Origin of the sequence: Shewanella sp. CAL98-MNA-CIBAN-0140 (assembly GCF_040309905.1) — a bacterium.
Taxonomy (GTDB): Bacteria; Pseudomonadota; Gammaproteobacteria; order Enterobacterales; family Shewanellaceae; genus Shewanella; species Shewanella psychromarinicola.
In genome coordinates this window covers 88,896-109,688 of record NZ_JBEOPI010000013.1, presented here as the reverse complement: position 1 = coordinate 109,688, position 20,793 = coordinate 88,896, and the positions used below count along the sequence as shown (strand labels likewise).

The 20,793-nt window shown below is 41.2% G+C and carries 17 protein-coding genes, 1 tRNA gene and 1 pseudogene; 12 read left to right on the top strand and 7 right to left on the bottom strand.

The features are described 5' to 3' along the window. The first annotated feature begins 116 nt into the window (after positions 1–116). Entirely contained in the window at positions 117–2,360 is a 2,244-nt protein-coding gene (locus AAEY93_RS09010; protein WP_124011627.1) for a bifunctional diguanylate cyclase/phosphodiesterase, read from the top strand. Positions 2,361–2,518: 158 nt separating this feature from the next. Here AAEY93_RS09010 and ald read toward each other — a convergent pair whose 3' ends face one another. Beyond that, a complete protein-coding gene (gene ald, locus AAEY93_RS09005; protein WP_101031887.1) occupies positions 2,519–3,634 on the bottom strand; it encodes an alanine dehydrogenase in 1,116 nt (371 codons plus the stop codon). 178 nt (positions 3,635–3,812) lie between these two features. Here ald and lrp point away from each other — a divergent pair, with 178 nt between their 5' ends. The 6 genes from lrp to serS all read left to right on the top strand — a co-directional run bounded on the left by lrp (position 3,813) and on the right by serS (position 10,877). Beyond that, positions 3,813–4,310 carry a leucine-responsive transcriptional regulator Lrp gene (gene lrp, locus AAEY93_RS09000; RefSeq protein WP_101031886.1) on the top strand — a complete coding sequence of 166 codons (498 nt, stop codon included), beginning with the start codon at positions 3,813–3,815 and terminating at the stop codon, positions 4,308–4,310. A 274-nt stretch (positions 4,311–4,584) separates the two neighbouring features. Further along, positions 4,585–7,209: a DNA translocase FtsK gene (locus AAEY93_RS08995; protein ID WP_351076247.1), complete on the top strand. Its 2,625-nt coding sequence runs from the start codon at positions 4,585–4,587 to the stop codon at positions 7,207–7,209. An 11-nt stretch (positions 7,210–7,220) separates the two neighbouring features. Next, positions 7,221–7,865, top strand: coding sequence for an outer membrane lipoprotein periplasmic chaperone LolA (gene lolA / locus AAEY93_RS08990; RefSeq protein ID WP_124011625.1), 645 nt, complete (start codon positions 7,221–7,223; stop codon positions 7,863–7,865). An 8-nt stretch (positions 7,866–7,873) separates the two neighbouring features. Next, positions 7,874–9,205, top strand: coding sequence for a replication-associated recombination protein A (locus tag AAEY93_RS08985; RefSeq protein ID WP_351076243.1), 1,332 nt, complete (start codon positions 7,874–7,876; stop codon positions 9,203–9,205). Next, a complete protein-coding gene (crcB, locus tag AAEY93_RS08980; RefSeq protein ID WP_101031882.1) occupies positions 9,198–9,572 on the top strand; it encodes a fluoride efflux transporter CrcB in 375 nt (124 codons plus the stop codon). The genes AAEY93_RS08985 and crcB overlap by 8 nt, the downstream gene beginning before the upstream one ends. Before the next feature lie 18 nt (positions 9,573–9,590). After that, on the top strand, positions 9,591–10,877 hold the full coding sequence (gene serS, locus AAEY93_RS08975; RefSeq protein WP_124011623.1) for a serine--tRNA ligase: 1,287 nt from the start codon (positions 9,591–9,593) through the stop codon (positions 10,875–10,877). A 457-nt stretch (positions 10,878–11,334) separates the two neighbouring features. On the opposite strand, the gene AAEY93_RS08970 is transcribed toward serS, so the two are convergent. The 6 genes from AAEY93_RS08970 to punR form a co-directional block, all read right to left on the bottom strand. Further along, on the bottom strand, positions 11,335–11,673 hold the full coding sequence (locus AAEY93_RS08970) for a TusE/DsrC/DsvC family sulfur relay protein (protein WP_124011622.1): 339 nt from the start codon (positions 11,671–11,673) through the stop codon (positions 11,335–11,337). Next, on the bottom strand, positions 11,667–11,972 hold the full coding sequence (gene tusB / locus AAEY93_RS08965) for a sulfurtransferase complex subunit TusB (protein WP_124011621.1): 306 nt from the start codon (positions 11,970–11,972) through the stop codon (positions 11,667–11,669). The genes AAEY93_RS08970 and tusB overlap by 7 nt, the downstream gene beginning before the upstream one ends. Beyond that, entirely contained in the window at positions 11,969–12,325 is a 357-nt protein-coding gene (tusC, locus tag AAEY93_RS08960; protein WP_124011620.1) for a sulfurtransferase complex subunit TusC, read from the bottom strand. The genes tusB and tusC overlap by 4 nt, the downstream gene beginning before the upstream one ends. A gap of 19 nt (positions 12,326–12,344) precedes the next feature. Then, complete coding sequence (gene tusD, locus AAEY93_RS08955; protein ID WP_124011619.1) at positions 12,345–12,734, bottom strand: sulfurtransferase complex subunit TusD; 390 nt, start codon at positions 12,732–12,734, stop codon at positions 12,345–12,347. Positions 12,735–12,799: 65 nt separating this feature from the next. Continuing rightward, positions 12,800–13,459, bottom strand: coding sequence for a Bax inhibitor-1/YccA family protein (locus AAEY93_RS08950; protein WP_124011618.1), 660 nt, complete (start codon positions 13,457–13,459; stop codon positions 12,800–12,802). A 203-nt stretch (positions 13,460–13,662) separates the two neighbouring features. Then, on the bottom strand, positions 13,663–14,565 hold the full coding sequence (gene punR, locus AAEY93_RS08945; RefSeq protein ID WP_101031875.1) for a DNA-binding transcriptional activator PunR: 903 nt from the start codon (positions 14,563–14,565) through the stop codon (positions 13,663–13,665). Positions 14,566–14,890: 325 nt separating this feature from the next. Here punR and AAEY93_RS08940 point away from each other — a divergent pair. From AAEY93_RS08940 to AAEY93_RS08920, 5 genes and pseudogenes are all read left to right on the top strand, one after another. Beyond that, positions 14,891–14,980: transfer RNA gene (locus AAEY93_RS08940), tRNA-Ser, on the top strand. A gap of 391 nt (positions 14,981–15,371) precedes the next feature. After that, positions 15,372–16,348 (top strand): annotated as a pseudogene (locus AAEY93_RS08935) (transposase). Positions 16,349–16,750: 402 nt separating this feature from the next. Further along, positions 16,751–17,128: a hypothetical protein gene (locus AAEY93_RS08930; RefSeq protein WP_124011609.1), complete on the top strand. Its 378-nt coding sequence runs from the start codon at positions 16,751–16,753 to the stop codon at positions 17,126–17,128. A 670-nt stretch (positions 17,129–17,798) separates the two neighbouring features. Continuing rightward, complete coding sequence (locus tag AAEY93_RS08925) at positions 17,799–19,052, top strand: YeeE/YedE family protein (RefSeq protein ID WP_124011608.1); 1,254 nt, start codon at positions 17,799–17,801, stop codon at positions 19,050–19,052. Between the two features lie 596 nt (positions 19,053–19,648). After that, positions 19,649–20,773: a MalY/PatB family protein gene (locus AAEY93_RS08920; RefSeq protein WP_124011607.1), complete on the top strand. Its 1,125-nt coding sequence runs from the start codon at positions 19,649–19,651 to the stop codon at positions 20,771–20,773. Positions 20,774–20,793: the final 20 nt, after the last annotated feature.

The window sequence follows — 20,793 nt, the reverse complement described above, 5'->3', positions numbered from 1 at the left end:
AAGGCACTTTTTTAACAAATTCATAATAAATCGTTGATAAAGTTCTTATAAATGCATAATCTAATAGTTACATTAGAAAATGTATTTTTAAGCATTTGCCGTGATGATGGAGCGTTATGGATATAGGGACAGATATTAATCACTTCATGGAAGAGATCAACCAACATTCTTTTCGTGAATCAAGTGTTGAACGCTACAGTACAATACTTGATATGGTATTGCAGGGCCTTCCGTTAGGCGAAATACTTCATGACTTAGTCTTGTTGATTGAAGCACAAAAAATAGGAACTCGGGCATCAGTACTTTTACTCAGTGATGACGGTAAACGGCTATTATCGGGTGCGGCTCCTAATCTTCCTGAAGAATATAATAATGCTATAAATGGCATCGAAATTGGTCCCAATATTGGTTCTTGTGGGGCTGCAGCATTTACGTGTGAAAGTGTCATTGTTGAAGATATCGAGCATCATCCTAATTGGAAAGATTATAAAGCATTACTATTAAAAGCGGGATTGAAAGCGTGTTGGTCTGAGCCTATAAAAGACAGTAATCAAAAGGTATTGGGCACTTTCGCCATGTACTATGACACGGTTAAATCGCCATCAGAGCAAGATTTATACCTAATACAAGAAGCGGCACGTTTGGCAAGTTTAGCCATTGATCGAAGTCGTGGAATGTACATTGAACGGTTAAGTCGGCAAATTTTTAACAGCCTGCCCATCGCGCTTGTGATCACCACTGAAGACAACTCAGTCTTATCCGTTAATCCCATTTTTAAATCGCTAACATCTACCTATTATTCAAACCTGAAACTCTTTGATGTTCATCGTTTTTTAAGCCATTCTCAGCATCATGTGGTTGCTGATTTATTTGAAAATTTAAACCGAGGGCAGGCTTGGCAAGGGGAGTTGAAAGGCCTTAAAAGCGATAATGATATTATTGATATTGCTCTTACCGTGACGGTTATTAGAGATAGCTTTACTCAACAAAATTGTTTCGCATGGCTGATTACTGATATTTCAGCTCGTAAAAATGCTGAAAAATTAATTAATTTTCAAACAAACTATGATCAATTGACCGGATTATCTAATCGAAAGTATTTATTCAATACGTTACAAACCATGATAGATTCAAATAACAACGTAAATGGTTGTAAGCAAGAATTTAATTTAATGTTGATGGACATCGATCATTTTAAGCAAATTAACGACACGATCGGACATGATAACGGTGATCTGGTACTAAAATTTGTGGCCCAGCGTTTATTGAGTGTTATCCCCGAGAATGTTCTCATTGCACGTATTGCGGCCGATGAATTTGCCTTAGTTTTGCCAGGTAAAATGTCTACAGAGTCATTGATTAGCTTGTTTAATAATCTAACTGATGAACTGAAAAAACATTTTATTGTTGGTAGTCAAGATATGATGCTATCAATGAGTACTGGTCTCGCTCGATTTCCTTATGATGCAGATAATGTTGAACAAATATTAAATTGCGCTACTCAAGCCATGTATAATGCTAAAGCCCAAGGGCGTAATTGCCTGCAGTTTTTTAATCAGCAAATACAAAAAGATGCAGAACGAAATGCTGAACTTCACTTATACCTCAAAACGGCACTAAGCCAAGATGAATTCGAGCTATATTATCAACCGATTGTGAATCCATTTAGTGGTCAAATCATTAAAGCGGAAGTATTATTGCGTTGGGTACATGATGGTCAATTTATTTCGCCAGATGAATTTATTCCTATTGCTGAAGAGTCCGGCCTCATTGTTCAAATCGGTGAATGGGTTAGAATGCAAGCGCTTACCACTGTCGTGGCATTGCAAAAACGTCATCTTGCCATTCCACTATCCATTAATGTTTCTACCATAGAATTTTGGACCCCGGATTTACAGCAGCGGTTTTTAGCCTATTTTGATGTGATACAACAAAAGCTTGGTTTGGATGAGTTTCCTTACTCATTGATTACCCTTGAAATAACTGAATCATTAATGATGAAGCAGCAAGAGACTATTAATCAATTACTGACTGAGCTTAGACATCGGGGTATGCAAATTTCAGTCGACGACTTTGGTACGGGGTATTCCTCATTATCTTATTTGGCCAATTTCCCAGTGGATCAAATAAAAATTGATAAATCATTTATTCAAAAAATATCATCGGGTCCGCGTCATAAAGCACTCATTGAAGCGATTGTTAGCATGAGCCGGGCGTTAGACCTGGCGATTGTCGTCGAAGGGGTCGAAACCCAAGTTGAGCTTGATTATATTAAGCAACAAGATATTGAAGCGGTACAAGGTTATTACTTTTATAAACCTATGCCACAAGAAGCCTTTTTTGATTTGTTAGCCAAGTAATCTGAATTGATTCCAGCATCATAATCATCGGATAAAACCTCAACCGCCTTGAACAGAAGGGGGTGAAGTTATAGATTAAATCCATATTGATAAGGTTAGTCTTGGAGATAAAAAATGCCGCATTGGTTAATGCGGCATTTTTATTGAATTAAGTAAACTTAGTTAAGCATACTTTTTGGTTCAGTGAACTGAAGGTTTAATGCTTCAGCCACTTCTTTACAAACCAATTTACCGTGGATAACATTTAAGCCGTTTAATAAATGTTTGTCATTTAATAATGCTTGTTTGTAACCTTGGTTGGCTAACTTAATAATGTAAGGAAGGGTTGCGTTGTTCAATGCAAACGTAGAAGTACGTGCAACCGCGCCAGGCATGTTAGCCACGCAATAATGGACAACATCATCAACAATGTAAGTTGGATCTTGGTGAGTGGTTGCGTGTGATGTTTCTACACAGCCACCTTGGTCAATAGCGACGTCAACAATTGCACTACCAGGTTTCATACGCTTGACCATGTCTTTAGTGATTAATTTTGGCGCCGCAGCACCCGGTACTAATACACCACCAATTACAAGATCAGCTTCTAAAACATGACGTTCTATCGCATCAGCTGTTGAGTAAACCGCTTTAACCGCAGAACCAAACTGAATATTTAAACGACGTAAAGCATCGATGCTGCGATCTAATACCACCACATCAGCACCCATACCAACGGCCATTTGCGCAGCGTTAGTACCGACCATACCGCCGCCGATAATGACCACTTTTGCTGGTTCAACACCAGGCACACCGCCTAACAGCATGCCTCGGCCACCCAATGATTTCTCAAGCGCGCGAGCTCCAGCTTGAATTGACATACGACCAGCCACTTCTGACATTGGTGCGAGTAAAGGTAAGCCGCCACGATCATCGGTTACGGTTTCGTAAGCAATACAAACAGCACCGCTGGTCATTAGCTCTTCTGTTTGTGGTAAATCAGGTGCAAGGTGAAGGTAAGTAAACAAAATCTGGTCGTGACGTAGCATTGCACGTTCAACTGTTTGTGGCTCTTTTACTTTTACAATCATGTCTGATTTAGCAAACACTTCAGCTGCAGTAGCTAAAATCGAGGCGCCTGCATCAGTATAGTCTTGATCGGTAAATCCAATACCAACGCCCGCATCTGATTGAACAAAAACATCGTGACCTTTTATTGTTAATTCGCGTACGCTTGAAGGTACCATGCCTACACGGTATTCGTGGTTTTTGATTTCTGTTGGAACACCAATAATCATCTTTGAGCCTCGATTGACATAAAACCCACGTTAAGTGGGTTTAGTTGTTATTAATTGTGACCTGAACGTGCTTATTCCAGGGGACTCTAGTATAGTGCTGCTTAAGCAGATTATGCTGCTGAAGTTGCTCCTTTAATAGATATAAATATTGTTTTAAGGACAAAACAAGGTTAAATATATGGTAAATAGTAAAAGCTTTTCAGTGAATGATTTAGACCGTATTGATCGCAATATATTAAATGAACTTCAACTGGATGGTCGCATTTCAAATGTTGAGCTATCAAAACGAGTAGGGTTAAGTCCTACACCCTGTTTGGAAAGAGTTAAAAGGCTTGAAAAACAGGGGTTTATAAATGGGTATACCGCATTGGTGAATCCGCATTTTCTCGGTGCGTCTTTATTAGTGTTTGTTGAGATCACCCTTAATCGTGATACTCCAGATATTTTTGACCGTTTTAATCGTGCAGTACAATTACTTGATGATATTCAAGAGTGCCATTTAGTCTCTGGTGATTTTGACTACTTATTAAAGACTCGTGTGTCAGATATGTCTGCATATAGACGATTATTAGGTGAAACCTTATTGAAACTGCCATCAATATCAGATACTCGTACTTATGTCGTCATGGAAGAAGTGAAGCAAACCAATAAAGTTGCACTGTACAACTTAGGTTAAATAGTAGCGTTTCATTTGCAGCCAAATCTTTAGCGTCTCAGTGATAAATCTGTCGTCACTTATGGGGGGTGAACGTCACCCTTGATATTCAACCTACACATTTTCGAATATAAAATCATCAACTTGAGACTAAACCCCATCGCTTTTCAGTTTCAGGATTAATTCGGCATTACAATCGATTGAGCTTGATTCAATCAAGGTGCATAATCACTGCAAATACAGTGATATTCTGTTATCTTAACCCTTATTTTTCACTTTTTATGGAAGCTTTCGTTTGACTCAGGAAAATAGTCTAAAAACACTCAGCGGTCTTCAACGATTGCTCGAAGGTGGCCTTATTTTATGTTGCATGGTTGCAACATATATTCTATTGGCGTTATCCAGTTTCAATCCAAGTGACCCAGGCTGGAGCCAGTCGCATTTTCAAGGTGAAATTCATAACTGGACCGGCGCTGTCGGAGCTTGGACTGCGGACGTGTTGTTTTATTTTTTTGGGTTCATCGCCTTTTTAATTCCTATTATGATTGCCACCACAGGTTGGTTTATTTTTAATCGTGCCCATCGATTGTTCGAAATAGATTATTTTTCAGTTGGACTAAGAATTATCGGGTTTATTTTGATGCTGCTGGCTTTGGCTGCACTGGTCAGTATGAATGCCGACGATATGTTTGTGTTTTCCGCTGGTGGCGTTGCTGGTGATGTGATTGGTCAAGCCATGCTGCCGTACTTTAATAAGCTAGGTACCACATTGCTATTGATGTGTTTTATTGGTGCCGGTTTCACCTTAGCAACAGGGATTAGTTGGTTGACTATTATTGAGTTAACCGGATTAGGTTCTATTTGGTGCGCAAAGAAATTATGGACACTGCCTCGATTATTAAAACGTGAACGTGAGACCGAAGATACTAAAGGTTTTATGTCATTAGTTGATAAGTTTACCCAACGTCGCAATGAAATTGATCAACAAAATGATCCATCACAGGATCAACCAAAGAAGTCTATCCCAGCACCTATTCACGTTAAGCCAGCAGCAGTGAGTCCACCTGTTGTTGAAAAGAAACGCAGCTTTTTTAGTCGTAAGGCTAAACCCACTGAAGATATTACCGTGTCAGACATTGATGATGAAGATCTTGATATTGATGTTCGACAAGAACCGTCGATGCAAGTCGATAATGACGATACTCATTTTGCTCCTTGGGTAGCGACTAAAGATGATATTGACTTCAACATTGATGATGAAGTCAATAACCTGAATATGGAGGATGAGCCATCTAAGGAAGTCGCTAATAAGCCTCATTCGGCAGCGGCATTAGTCGCACAACAAAAACCGAAAAAAGAAGCTAAAATTGTTGATGGCGTCGTGATGATTGATGGTCAAGGGCCTCAGCAAACTCGTCAAAAAATGGATCCTTTACCGAGTATTACCTTACTCGACGTCCCTGATCGTAAGAAAAATCCAATCAGTGAAGCAGAATTACAACAAGTAGCACGATTGGTTGAAATAAAACTGGCCGATTTTAACATCATCGCTAATGTAGTGGGGGTTTATCCAGGCCCTGTGATCACTCGCTTTGAACTTGAATTAGCTCCAGGGGTTAAAGCGTCTAAAATTACCAATCTATCAAAAGATTTAGCCCGTTCACTATTATCGGAAAACGTGCGTGTTGTGGAAGTTATTCCAGGCAAAGCTTACGTAGGTTTAGAGTTACCTAATAAATTCCGTGAAACCGTATTTATGCGTGATGTACTTGATTCTGAGGTCTTTAAAAATAGCAAATCGACATTGTCTATGGTGTTAGGTCAAGACATTGCTGGCGAGCCGGTTGTGGTTGATTTAGGCAAGATGCCTCATCTATTGGTTGCAGGAACCACAGGTTCTGGTAAGTCAGTAGGTGTGAATGCGATGATCACCAGTTTATTGTATAAATCGGGCCCAGATGATGTCCGCTTTATTATGATTGATCCTAAAATGCTCGAATTGTCAGTATATGAAGGTATTCCGCATTTACTCTGTGAAGTGGTTACCGACATGAAGGAAGCGGCTAATGCATTGCGTTGGTGTGTGGGTGAAATGGAACGTCGTTACAAGTTAATGTCAGCATTAGGTGTGCGTAACCTTAAAGGTTACAACATCAAAATTAAAGATGCGGCGGCAAAAGGGGAGTACATTCCCGATCCATTATGGAAGTCATCTGAAAGTATGCAGGACGAGGCGCCACCGTTAGAAAAGCTGCCCTCTATTGTGGTGGTGGTCGATGAATTTGCTGACATGATCATGATTGTCGGTAAAAAAGTAGAAGAACTGATAGCGCGTATTGCGCAAAAGGCTCGTGCTGCAGGGATCCATTTAATTTTAGCGACACAGCGTCCATCAGTTGATGTGATCACCGGCTTGATTAAAGCTAACATTCCGACCCGTATAGCCTTCCAAGTATCATCACGTATTGACTCTCGTACCATTCTTGATCAACAGGGTGCAGAAACCCTCTTAGGCATGGGTGATATGTTATATTTACCGCCAGGAACGGGGTTGCCAAATCGGGTTCACGGTGCATTTATTGATGACCATGAAGTACATAAAGTGGTTGCCGACTGGTGTGCTCGTGGTAAGCCGCAATATATTGAAGAAATTCTTAATGGCGCCACTGATGGTGAGCAAGTATTGTTACCCGGTGAAACCTCAGATAGTGAAGAAGAGCTCGATGCATTATATGATGATGCGGTGGCATTTGTGACCGAAACACGCCGAGGTTCTATTTCGAGCGTACAACGTAAATTTAAAATTGGTTACAACCGCGCCGCCCGGATTATTGAAATGATGGAAGGACAAGGTATTGTGACGGCTCAAGGCCACAACGGTAATCGTGAAGTGTTGGCTCCGCCGCCACCAAGAACATAATAGGAATGATGATGAATAAACGTTTTATAGTATTAAGCCTATTATTGACAACGAGCTTAAGTTGCTTTGCCGCGATGGCAGATGACGCAACCCAATTACGCGAAAAGCTATCTAATATTGATAGCTTGCATGCGACATTTTCCCAGCAAGTGACCGACATTAACAATAAACCAATCCAAAGTGGAAGCGGCGTGTTTGCGCTTGCGTACCCTAATCAATTTTACTGGCATTTAACTGAGCCTGATGATTCACTGATTGTGGCCGATGGTGTTAACTTGTGGATTTATAATCCCTTTGCTGAAGAAGTCACAGTAATGGATGTTGCTCAAGCGGTTGATGCATCACCTATGGCCTTGTTGGTTCATCGAGATGAAGCCACATGGGCTAAATATTCAGTCACCAAGCGTGCCGTTAACGCTAAAGCAAGTTGTTTTGATATCCAACCTAAAAAACTCAACAGTAATGTTGTCGCCGTAAGTGTGTGTTTTGAAGCGAGTCAATTAGTTAAATTTAACTTAACTGACGAGCAAGGTAATCTAAGCCAATTTGCATTGACTCAGCAACGCACGGTGAAACCTGATGAAGCCAATATATTTGAGTTTGCCGTGCCCGATAACGTTGATATAGACGATCAACGTTTAAAGCAAACTAACTAAGTTATTTGATGGCTAATTTAGGTTTTGATTTTTCCCCAGACTTTCGCCCCTTGGCAGCTCGTATGCGTCCAAGGGAAATTAGCGAATATATTGGTCAGGCACATTTATTAGGTGAAGGTCAGCCTCTGCGTAGGGCGTTAGAGGCTAACCGAGCTCATTCGATGCTACTGTGGGGGCCGCCTGGTACAGGCAAAACCACCTTAGCAGAGTTAATTGCCCATTATGCCAACGCCCATGTTGAACGTATTTCTGCGGTGACATCGGGCGTAAAGGATATCCGGGCCGCCATAGAGCAAGCCAAGGCTATCGCCCAAAGCCGCGGTCAACGTACCTTATTGTTTGTCGATGAAGTCCACCGGTTTAATAAAAGCCAGCAAGATGCATTTTTACCTTTTATTGAAGACGGTACGGTCATTTTTATTGGCGCCACCACCGAAAACCCCTCATTTGAAATCAATAATGCCTTATTATCCCGGGCGCGGGTTTACCTGATTAATCGTCTCACACCAGACGAAATAAGTTTGATTGTTACCCAAGCATTAACCGATGAAGAACGGGGTTTGGGCAAACGCCAGTTAACATTACCTGCAGATGTGGCCAAGCAATTAGCCGACATTAGTGATGGCGATGCACGAAAAGCCCTTAATTTACTTGAGCTAATGAGTGATTTAGTCAGTGATGGTGGCGCATTTACCACCGACATGCTCACTCAAGTCGCGGGGCATCAAGCTGCGGGTTACGATAAAAATGGCGATCAATTTTACGATTTAATTTCTGCAGTGCATAAGTCGGTGCGAGGATCATCTCCCGATGCCGCTTTGTATTGGTATTGCCGCATTTTAGAAGGTGGCGGCGATGCCTTGTATGTTGCACGACGTTTATTAGCCATTGCCTCTGAAGACATTGGTAACGCCGATCCTGTCGCCATGACCGTTGCACTTAATGCATGGGATTGTTACCACCGTATTGGGCCCGCTGAAGGTGAGCGCGCCATTGCTCAGGCGGTGTTGTATTTAGCTAGTGCGCCTAAAAGTAATGCTGTTTATAGCGCATTTAACGCTGCGCGTGAGTTAGCTAAGCAAACTGGACACGAGCCTGTGCCGAACCACCTTCGCAATGCCCCGACCAAATTGATGAAAGAAATCGGCTTTGGCAAAGAATACCGTTATGCTCATAATGAACCGGGTGCTTATGCTGCTGGGGAGAATTACTTTCCTGAATCATTGCAACATAGCCAATTTTATCAGCCTACTAATAGAGGTTTTGAAAAACGCATTCAAGATAAATTAGCGCAGTTAAACCAACTTGATCAACAAAGCGAGGACAAACGCTATGACTAATGTGTTCTTGGTGGCACTAGGTGGGTCAATTGGTGCAGTTTTACGCTATCTTCTGTCAATTTTTATGATCCAGCTATTTGGAAGCAGTTTTCCTTTTGGTACACTGTTAGTCAATCTATTGGGATCGTTTTTAATGGGCGCCGTTTATGCGATGGGGCAATTAAGTCATATTAGCCCTGAAATTAAAGCGCTTATTGGCATTGGCCTATTGGGCGCGTTAACGACGTTTTCGACTTTCTCGAATGAAACCTTACTGCTGCTGCAAGAAGGCTTATGGCATAAAGCTATTTTAAATGTGTTGTTGAATGTCTCCTTATGTCTATTTATGGTGTATTTAGGTCAACAACTTATATTTTCTCGCGTTTAACTAAAAAGAACTGACAACATGCTAGATCCAAAATTTTTGCGTAATGAACTGGACATCACCGCCGAGCGTTTAGCCACTCGTGGCTTTATTCTTGAAGTCGATAATTTGACCAAGCTTGAAGAAAAGCGTAAATCGCTTCAAGTGGCTACCGAAGACTTACAAGCCTCGCGTAATGCGATATCGAAGTCGATTGGTCAAGCTAAAGCGCGCGGCGAAGACACCAGTTCCATTATGGCGCAAGTGGGTGATTTAGGTGCGCAGTTAGATGCAAAGAAGGCTGAGCTTGCTGAGTTGTTGCAACAGATCAATAGCATCGCCATGAGCATGCCAAATTTGCCAGACGAATCGGCTCCCGTGGGTGCTGATGAAAATGACAATGTAGAAGTACGCCGGTGGGGTACCCCAAAAGTATTCGATTTCGAAGTCAAAGATCATCTTGATTTAGGTGAAGCGTTAGGTGGATTAGATTTTAAAAGTGCGGTAAAAATTACCGGTTCACGTTTTATTATTATGCGTGGCCAAATTGCCCGTTTAAATCGTGCTTTAGGTCAGTTTATGCTAGACCTACACACCACTGAACACGGCTATACCGAAACATATGTACCGCTATTGGTTAATGAAGACAGTTTATTAGGTACAGGTCAGTTACCTAAATTTGGTGAAGATTTATTCCACACTAAACCGGCCACAGAAGAAGGCCAAGGTTTATCTCTTATCCCCACTGCAGAAGTGCCATTAACCAACTATGTGCGCGACATGATTGTGGATGAAAGTGAACTGCCGATGAAAATGACCGCATTAACCTCATGTTTCAGAAGTGAAGCTGGCTCTTACGGCCGTGATACCCGCGGATTAATCCGTCAGCATCAATTCGACAAAGTAGAATTAGTGCAAATTGTTCATCCAGATAATTCAATGCAAGCGCTTGACGAAATCACCGCAAATGCTGAAAAAGTATTACAGTTACTAGCATTACCGTACCGCACCATGGTGTTATGTACTGGTGATATGGGCTTTGGTTCAAGCAAAACCTTTGATATTGAAGTCTGGTTACCGGCGCAAAATACTTACCGTGAAATTTCATCTTGCTCGAACATGAAAGATTTCCAAGCCCGTAGAATGCAAGCCAGGTACCGTAGCAAAGTCGATAACAAACCGGCTTTATTGCACACCTTAAATGGCTCAGGTTTGGCGGTTGGTCGTACGTTAGTGGCCGTGCTTGAAAACTATCAAAATCAAGATGGCACCATCACAATACCTGAAGTATTACGTCCATACATGGGTGGCTTAAGCGTGATTGGTTAATATCACTTTTCCCTAGCCGTACTCAATCTTAGGCGCGGCTAGGATTTTAATCATTAGTCTTGTACAAGATAGAGCTTAGACATTCATCTTCTAAAAAGACCTGTATGTTTTTGCGCGTTGAGTGACCCCGCAATCCGTAAACCGAGTTAACGGCGTTACTGTATCGCAGCACATATTTTACTCCTACATTGTATTGGAAATTGTGTCACTCAGTTTGAGTTGGTCACATATTTATAAGGGTTGGTACAACCAGCAATGGGTTCAAGTCGGCGTGATAATCGTAGGCTTATCTATTTATCAGTTATCTTCTTTTTTATTTTGTTGGTAATTGTTGAACTAGCTCAAGCAGTATTTATAGTGATAGAAAATATATTTCCAAAATAACCTCAGTTAAGGTTAGCCATTTAAAAAGCCCGCTTAAGATGACTTAAGCGGGCTTTTTTGTAAGCCTTTTCTGCTATAAACATTTTGCCGGTTTTGGCAAACCGGCAATTTTTGTTGCTTGTTTTGCGGGACCAATCGGGAACAAGGTATACAAATATTTAGAGTTACCTTTATCCGCGCCTAAACGTTGGCCAATAGCTTTAACTAATACTCGAATGGCTGGACTGGTTTTGTACTCAAGATAAAAATCACGTACAAAACGGATCACTTCCCAGTGTTGTTCGGTCAACTCAATATTCTCAGTGGCAGCAATAACAACAGCCATGGATTCTTGCCAGTCATTGATGTTGTTTAAATAGCCTTGATGATCGGTTTCAATTTGCTGACCATTAAATTCAAAAAAATTTACCACGTGATGACCTTATCGTGTAACAAAGATTGTTCAACAAATTGTGAATAATCAATAATATCAAAAGAGCTTGCAGTCTTATTCGCTAACATCATCAAGCGTTCAAATAAGCCTCTTGCTACAAGATCATCTTGCAGCACAAACAGCTTAATGTTTGCTAAACGTTGTTGCCACTGGGTTTGTAACAAACAATTCACCGCATCGCTAGACAATAAAATACTGTCAGTAGGGTGAATATACCGCAAGCAAGTATTTAAGGCATCGTCACTCATTGTTGATGTTTGGATATGATGTAATATCAAAATACTAACACCTCATCAGCCGCTTGCAGGGTTTTGGTGATCACCTCTGGAGTTGCCACTGTGGCCGCAATACTAAAGTCATTGGGGTGTACTCCTAATGTGGTCATTGATTCAGCACAAACCAATACGGTATCAATATCGTAAAGAGAAAGCGCTTTAAACGCCGACACATAATCTTTAGAGCCTGCTTGTTCGGGGGTTTGGCCTGCCAGTAAATGTAATACCGCTTCATTGGTAAATACCAGACTCACTTGTTGCTCAAAGCTTGCGCTGAGCATGGCAAAATCTAACCCTTCACGGGTACTTGTGGTGCCAAAAGGGGCATGCCTAAAAATAATCACCAGTGATTTCATTGTCTATTCCACTAATACCTTAAAAACTAATTAATCTATCTGCTTGCTCAATACCCACCACTAATTCACCTAAACCGCCCATGGTAAATGCGTCGCTGCTATTCCATTGTGGTTTACCATTTTCCGTCGCATCTTGTTGCGATAATACGCCACGCCGCAGAGCTGCAGAGACACAATTGGTCAGCGGTATCGTATGTTTTAATGACAATGATTGCCAATTGGAATGCATATCAATTTCGTCAGAAGCAGGACAGGTGAGGGCATTACTGTTAGTTACGCCATCTTGATAGAAAAAGACATTAATGATTTGATGGCCATTGGCTAATGCGCTTTGGCAAAATGCTAATGCACGAAAGCTGGCCGTAGAGCCATAAACGCTTCCATTTACTTGAATGATGAATTTGCTCATGATAAAAAAAATGACCCTAATGTAGGGTCATTTTAACGTAATTTGCTAGTGAACTCTATCGACGATTAGTCGTCGCTGCCAATACCCATTAAATGTAGTAGGCTTATGAACAAGTTCAAAAAATCTAAGTACAATGAAATAGTCGCCCGAACGTAGTTTGTTTCGCCGCCATTCACGATACGACTGGTGTCATAAAGAATGAAACCGGTCATTAGCAACGCAATACCTGCGTTCATTGCCATAAATAATATTGAGCTACCGACGAATATATTAATGACCATCGCACCGATCATCACTAATAAACCCGCAAATAAGAAGCCGCGCATAAATGAAAAGTCTTTCTTCGTGGTTAACGCATATGCCGAAAGCGACACGAAAATGATAGAGGTTAAGCCTAGTGCCTGCATAATTAAGCCAGGACCATTTGCCATTCCGGCATAATGATTAAGAATGTAACCTAGTGAAGCACCTTGCATACCCGTAAAAGCAAACACCCAAAAAATACCTGCAGAACTGTCAGCTTTTTTGAGTGTTACAAATAACAATACCAAGCTACCAAGCGATAAGCCTATTGACATCATTGGGCCAAGGTTTATCGCCATGGCAAAACCAGCAGTGACAGCAGAGAATGCTAATGTCATCGCCAGAAGCATGTAGGTGTTTTTTAACAGTTTATTGACATCAGTAGTCGATAGACTGGGTGATATAACTGATTGTTGATTCATTATCGTCTCCAGGTGTTAACTCAATGATTCGCTCTACGAGAAAAAATATTTCTCACTCTGAAGCTAAATCTATTTGTATAGCGTAAGCAATGTATATTAAACCAAAATTAATTCATAACTAACATCATCTTAATAGTTGCTAATTTAACATATACGGTTTGATAAGTAATGCTATTACAAAAAACATATTTGGCGTAACAGGATTAACTAAGCCATTCTTTTTTTAGTTTTTCGGTATCACCTAGGTGATCTAATACCCACTGCATTGCTGGGCTCATGTTGGCATTATTCCAGGCTAAACAGCAGGCTGTGTCTTGCTTTGGTGTGGCGAGTTGTTTTTCTATGAGCGCGCCGGCTTTAATAAAGATATCGGCCAAATGGTATGGCATATATCCCACGCCTAAGCCTTCTCTAAAACAATTAATCGCTCTGATCCAATCAGGTACCACAATTCTGCGCTGATTATTCAGCAACCAATTAGGTCGATGGGCAATATTATGGGCGGTATCTTGCAGGCAAATTGACGGATATTGCAATAACTCTTCATCGGTTAATGCATGCTCTGCGATAGCTAAAGGGTGGTTTTTACCGACTAAAAAAGACCACTCAATCATCCCCATATGGCGGGACTTAAATGTACCACCAACAGGAATGCTTGACGTTGCACCAATGGCGATATCGCTTTTGCCGCTGGACAAAGCCTCCCACACTCCATTATAGACTTCTAAGCGGATAATCAATTCTATGTCGGTAAAGTGGCGATAAAAATCAGCAATTAAGCCACTGATTTTGTCAGCACGCACCATATTGTCAATCGCAATAGATAACGAAGGGCGCCAGCCATTAGCCACTTTTTGTGTATCACGTTTAATATTATTAAGCTTGGTCATAATGTCACGCGACTGGGCCACAAAATGTTCACCAGCGGGCGTCAAACTGACACTGCGATGGTGACGCTCAAACAATATTACCCCTAAGTCATCTTCAATTTGTTTAATTGCATAACTCACCGCAGACGGCACTTTATTCAATTTATTGGCTGCGGCGGTAAAACTACCCACACGGGCCACGATATCTATCATCTCGAATGCTTGTTCTGAAAGCATCTCGCTATCCTTGGCATTGGCAAAATTACTAGCAGTAAAGGTAAACATTAACCCTAATCAAATCAAGCAAAGTTGCCGTTATCGGCTGTTTAATCATGTTTTCGCTTAGCCCATTGTTATATTCGCAGCTTAATAGCCGATAGCGCAGTCGCGTGCTTTTGGTGTTGAGTGAGTCAATACCATTGAGTAATATTAGCTGCGCAATACATTTTGAATCACCGAACAGCAGATGATAAGTTAATTTGTGTGTTTAATAGACACTTAACGGGTTATTTGCAATTTACCCTTTACACCAAAGGGTCATTATCATATTATTCGCCCGCTCGGAGGGATGGCAGAGTGGTCGAATGCACCGGTCTTGAAAACCGGCAACGGTTTATCCCGTTCTAGGGTTCAAATCCCTATCCCTCCGCCACATTCAAATAAAAAGGCTCGCTATTTATAGCGGGCCTTTTTATTGGGCGAAAGATAGGACTTTGAACCCACGGGTTCCTCTTTATTACAAGCAAGCTATCCCTCCACAAAATCCAAGACAAAAGTAAAATCGACAAAGATAAGGCGCTGCAAAATGCCAGCATTGGCTGTGCGCTTAAGCATTAATTCCTCAAAAACCACAATTCTCCTTATCCTTGATTGATATCGTGATTTTCTGCTGTGCTGAATTGCGTAGATGACTGATAAATCGATCATATAACGCTAATGTTTTAGCCATGTTGATTGAGAATTAACATAGCCATCCACTTCAACTGGCCAAATAGCAAACACTTAACTACGCTTTATTTACCCTTTGAAAATGGTAATTAAAGATGGCCAGACCAAGGCAGACAATCATTAGCCTAGAAGATACGCCTTACTATCACTGCTGTTCACGAGTGGTGCGTAAGGCATTTTTATGTGGGGTTGATAACTCAACGGGTGAGAATTTCGAGCATCGACGTGAGTGGGTCGATTCACGTATCCTTGAGTTAGCGACCATCTTTGCCATTGATATCTGTGCTTATGCCGTGATGAGTAATCATTTACATGTGGTGTTAAAGGTTGATGCAGACAAAGCGAAATGCTGGTCAGATAAAGAAGTGTTAATTCAGTGGCACAAAGGCTTTAAGGGCACGTTGCTCACGCACAAATACCTTAAAGAGGAAGACCTTAACCAATTTGAACTTCAAACGGTTAATGAATGCATTACCGAATACCGTAGGCGCTTAATTGATATCAGTTGGTTTATGCGTTCACTGAGTGAGCCAATCGCCAGAATGGCCAACAAAGAAGATAAGTGCTCAGGCCGCTTCTGGGAAGGACGCTTTAAGTCTCAAGCGCTACTTGATGAAACCGCAGCACTAGCCTGTATGGCCTATGTTGATTTGAATCCAATTCGTGCCATGATGGCCGCAACCCCAGAAACCTCAGATTACACCAGTATTCAACGTCGAATAAATTCAGCAATGAATGGCGAGCAACCAACAGAACTAATACCGTTTGTGGGTAATGAAAGACTCAATATGCCTAACGGGCTCATGTTCAGCGTCAAAGACTACATTGTACTGGTTGAAGATACCGGTCGGATAATTCGAGAAGATAAGCGGGGCGCCATTAGCTCAAGCAGCCAGGACATACTGAATAGATTAAACATTCCCGCAGAGAATTGGCTTAAAATCACAACTGAATTTGGTGCATTATTTAAAGGTGCTGTTGGAGCATTACCCGCCTTAACCGAATACTGTGAACATTTAGACCGAAAACGACGACAAGGCGCTGCAACTGTCAGCGCTGGCTGTGCGCTTAAGTAATAATACCCCCTCAAATAACAATTCACCTTACACTTGACTACTATCAATTTTTTCTGCTGTGCCGAATTCTGCAAATGATGAATAAACCACTAATTTAACGCTAATGTTTTAGCCATGTTGATTGAAATTGATGAGTTGAGTACATCGAGCGTAACCCTCGCCAAAGCCATAAAAACGAGTTATGTTATTTGTTCAAAAAATGGGTGGCATAGTTTCATTTAGAATAGTTTCATTTCTAGTTTTCGCCCTAATTTAAAGTTGATTGATTCAATATAACTAAACTGATAACGTACTAAAAATATTAATAATTAAAGCTGTATAGCGATGATAGTTCTGAAAAATACATAAGGGTATTTAGCGGAATTTTTAATAATACGCGTTATGTTCTTGGAGGCACTGTGCTAGAAGCTTTTACTGGTTTACTTGGCCTTTTTGTTGGCTTAGTTCTTGGGCATCGATTATCTCTAGGTCGAGATAAACGCAAAGAGTTTAATCATGCAATTTCTCCGGTTAGAGAAGTTCTAATAGTTCAGTTGGATAAGCTTGAAGCTGGCATTTTTGAGCATGGAATAACGGATAGAGATGTAACTCGTCTTAGAGCATCTTTAGGGGAGCTGGCATCAAAGGAAATTGTATTTGCCTACGCTAAATATGGCGAAGCAAGAAAAGGCTCTGGCAGTCATGATAAATACGGCAGCTTTACAAAAAATGAAGATGGCTTTAGTAAATTTACTGCTGCTTCAAAAATTCTCCTATCGAAGCTCAGAGTTAAATGAGACTACAACAGGTTGAATGATTGATGCTCAATCGACTTTACTTTTAAATATCTCATTGTATCAATGCCATGTATTAATTTAGTTAGGCATCGGCTAAGTTCAACAAACTCTGCAATTAACATGGTCATATATGGTGTCGATATTGGACACTGATTGATAGAGCGAATATTGGCTATTACAGATAATGTGCCACTGGGATAGCGACTTGCTTTTTGTTTCCCACCTACTTAGGGGGCGTTTACATCTTAGAGTGTTTTTTTATGCACTACTGAGAATAAGTAGGGGTATAAAGCGGGGTATCTTGATTTTACAGGTTAATTATAACATTAAGTATCAATATCTTGTCCTTCATATGGGCGGAATGATGTCACCATCATCTGATTATTTCATAGAAACTCATAATGTTTCATTAAGCCCGTAGGGTTACGCTTTACGGGCATTTTTTATTAAAAAAAACAGCACATTGAATAAATCTCAATCATCCATTATTGATTTGTTGCAGCCGGTTTTTTGTCCAATATAAAGATACCGATGAATTTAGACCAATAAGTTATAAAGAAGGGTTGGACATATATCCACGGTAAGAGAATAATCCGCGCTTCATTTCATACCAACTCAAAAAATCCGCAGTGTATGAATGCCTACTTTTCATTTCTTCTGGATTATCACCATGGATAAAAAACAAGCTTCATTTGGTATTGTCATCGCCATCGCTTCTCTTCTTTTAGGAGCCGTCTTCCTTGACAGTTCATCACTATTTTTGCGTTTATTGTTCGGTTTGAGCCTTGGTTTTGTCTTAACAAAGGGGTCTATAGGTTTTGCCGGTAGTGTTAACCGTGCGTATCGCCGTGGTTCGACGCAATTGCTGCAGACATTAATGTTTATGTTCGTTATTACCGCCATTATTAATGCGGGTTTACTGCTGAATGCCAACCCCGGCAGCTATAATTTATGGGTTAATCCTATCAACCTGGGCTTAGTGTTGGGGGGAGTCATGTTTGGTGCTGGAATGAGCCTTTCAAGCTGCTGTGCGACGGGCGTGATGGTTGAATTGGTGAGCGATATTCCGCGTGCTTTGACGACCTTATTCTTTTTTGGTGCCGGGGTGTTTTTTGGTTTTCCATTGCAGGCGACACAAACATGGATCACAACCACATCATTCTCTTCCAGTAGTTTTGCTGGCAAAGGGGTATACCTGCCGGATCTGTTTACCTGGGGGCCTTTGAACGGCTATTTTATTTCAATTCTAGTGAGCATCGCTTTTGCTTTGATCGTGGTTATTTTCGCTAAAAAATATCAAAATTACCGTCATGCGAAAGGGTCATTCTTAGGTGTTGACGCTGAAACTGTACGTCAAGAAATGCACCCAAAACACACTCAGCAGCACTTTACTTTATTCAGTGTTGAAACCTACCATAGATGGATTGGTAATCTATGGGAAATGAAAACGGCGGCGCTAGTGATATCCTTGATCTTCGGTATTATGATGGTCTCAACGGGTGCAGGATGGGGGGCATCAACACCCTTCGGTATTTGGTTTGGTAAAGTGTTAATGGTGTTTGGCATGAGCGCAAATGATATTGCTGACTTTACTTCTCGACCAGCCGGTTTGTTTACTACCCCGTTTTTCGAGCATAGTATTTCAGTGCAGAATTTTGCTCTTATAGTGGGGACATTAATCGCGGTGCTGCTGATGGGTAAATTTTCATTCTCATTTAAAATCAATCATTCTGCGAAACAATTTGCTCTTTTTGCTTTAGGGGGGTTACTGATGGGCTTCGGTACTCGTTTTGCTAACGGCTGTAATGTCGGCGCCTTATTCACACCTATTGCCAATCTTTCACTATCCGGTTGGATTTACCTGGTATTTTTACTTTCAGGGGGGGTTTTAGGTAATAAACTTCATCATTCCCTAATCAAATAACATCGATTGCTGTACAGCGCGGATTTCCAATTTTAAGCCGATAGGGGTTGTTTGATAGTTAATAAACGATCTTTTTTTAATGCCTTTGTATAAAACGAGAATATTAGCAAGTAGCACAGAACGGTTGCTCTGTGCTTTTAGGCTTGATTGATATCAAGCTTTTCTGCTGTGTTAAATCGACCATATTACTGATGGATTGGCCAATTGAGTGCTCATTGGTTAAATCAGCCTGTTGAATTTGCTCGTTGAGAAAATGATAAAAGGTGATCGCAACTCCAATAGAAAGGGGTTATGTTGCTACTTCAAAAAATGGCTGGCTATGTATTCTGGGACTTTAAACCCAAGAGTTCCTCTTTATAAAAGCAAGCTATCCTTCCTCAAGATTAATATCCAATAAAAATTAACCATGAGTGTCATCGTTAGCGTTATCACTTGTATACCGAATAAAATGGGCGAATAAAAAGGGGGGGCATTTTTATTCCCACAAGTACTTGGGTTATGTTGACTTGTGTTTTAACCTAAACCAAAGGTTAATAGTAACAGGCTAAATCGGCTATTTACTGCAGACTGCTAAATTAACGATCAAAGGACCCGCAATGAACTTCAGCGATAAACCAGACCGCACATCGTCAAAAGCCCATAAATGGGAAAAATACAAAGGTACCGATATACTGCCTATGTGGATTGCTGATACTGAGTTTCGCTGTGCTGAGCCTATTTTATCTGCTTTACATCAGCGCATTGATGACGGCTTATTTGGTTATACCTTATCGGCTCACGATACCGATGCCAGTGAGGCTGTTGTGGCGTGGTGTCAACGTCAGTATAACTGGAAGATTGATCCTAGTTGGCTAGTGTGGACTCCGGGTGTGGTGCCCGCATTTAATGTGGCTATTCAAGCATATTGCCAAGCAGGGGATACGATTATCGTACAAACACCCAATTATCCTCCGATATTGGCAGCACCTGCAATTAATCATCTCAACCGAACTTGTATCGGCTCGATAGAAGTGGAAGGTCGCTGGACACTCGATTTTAATGCCTTAGAAGCGGCTGCCGCGGATCCTAAAGCCAGCTTATTTATTATGTGTAATCCGATGAATCCGCTCGGCTCAGTTTTAAACCAAGACGAGTTAGACACAATTGCAGCAATATGCAGAAAACATGGCGTTATGCTGTGCTCGGATGAAATACACTGCGATTTAATTTTAGATGACGTGCCACATCTACCGGCCAGTGCGCACCCAGAGTTGGCTGAGTCTTCAGTGACATTAATGGCCGCCAGTAAAACCTTCAATATTGCTGGATTAGGTACGTCTTTCGCTATTATTCCAAACGAAAAATTAAGAGCAGACTTCAACCATGCTGCCCGCGGCAGATTACCATCGGTAACCGTTACAGGCCTTACCGCTACTAATGCAGCTTTCAGGCATTGCGATGAGTGGCATCAACAACAAGTGGCGTATTTAACTGAAAATCGCGATTATTTGGTGACTGAAATCAACAAAATTGAAGGTTTAAAAGCAATCTCACCCGCGGCTACTTTTTTGCTGTGGGTTGATGCCAGCGGTTTGCAAGTCACCGATACGCAAGCCTGGTGTGAAGCCAAAGGTGTTGGTCCATCAGCGGGCAGAGATTTTGGTGATAAAGACTGTTTTCGCTTGAACTTCGGTTGCTCACGAGATTATTTAGTCGAAGCCATTAAAAAACTGCAGGGCTGAGACGTTTAACCACCGGCAAA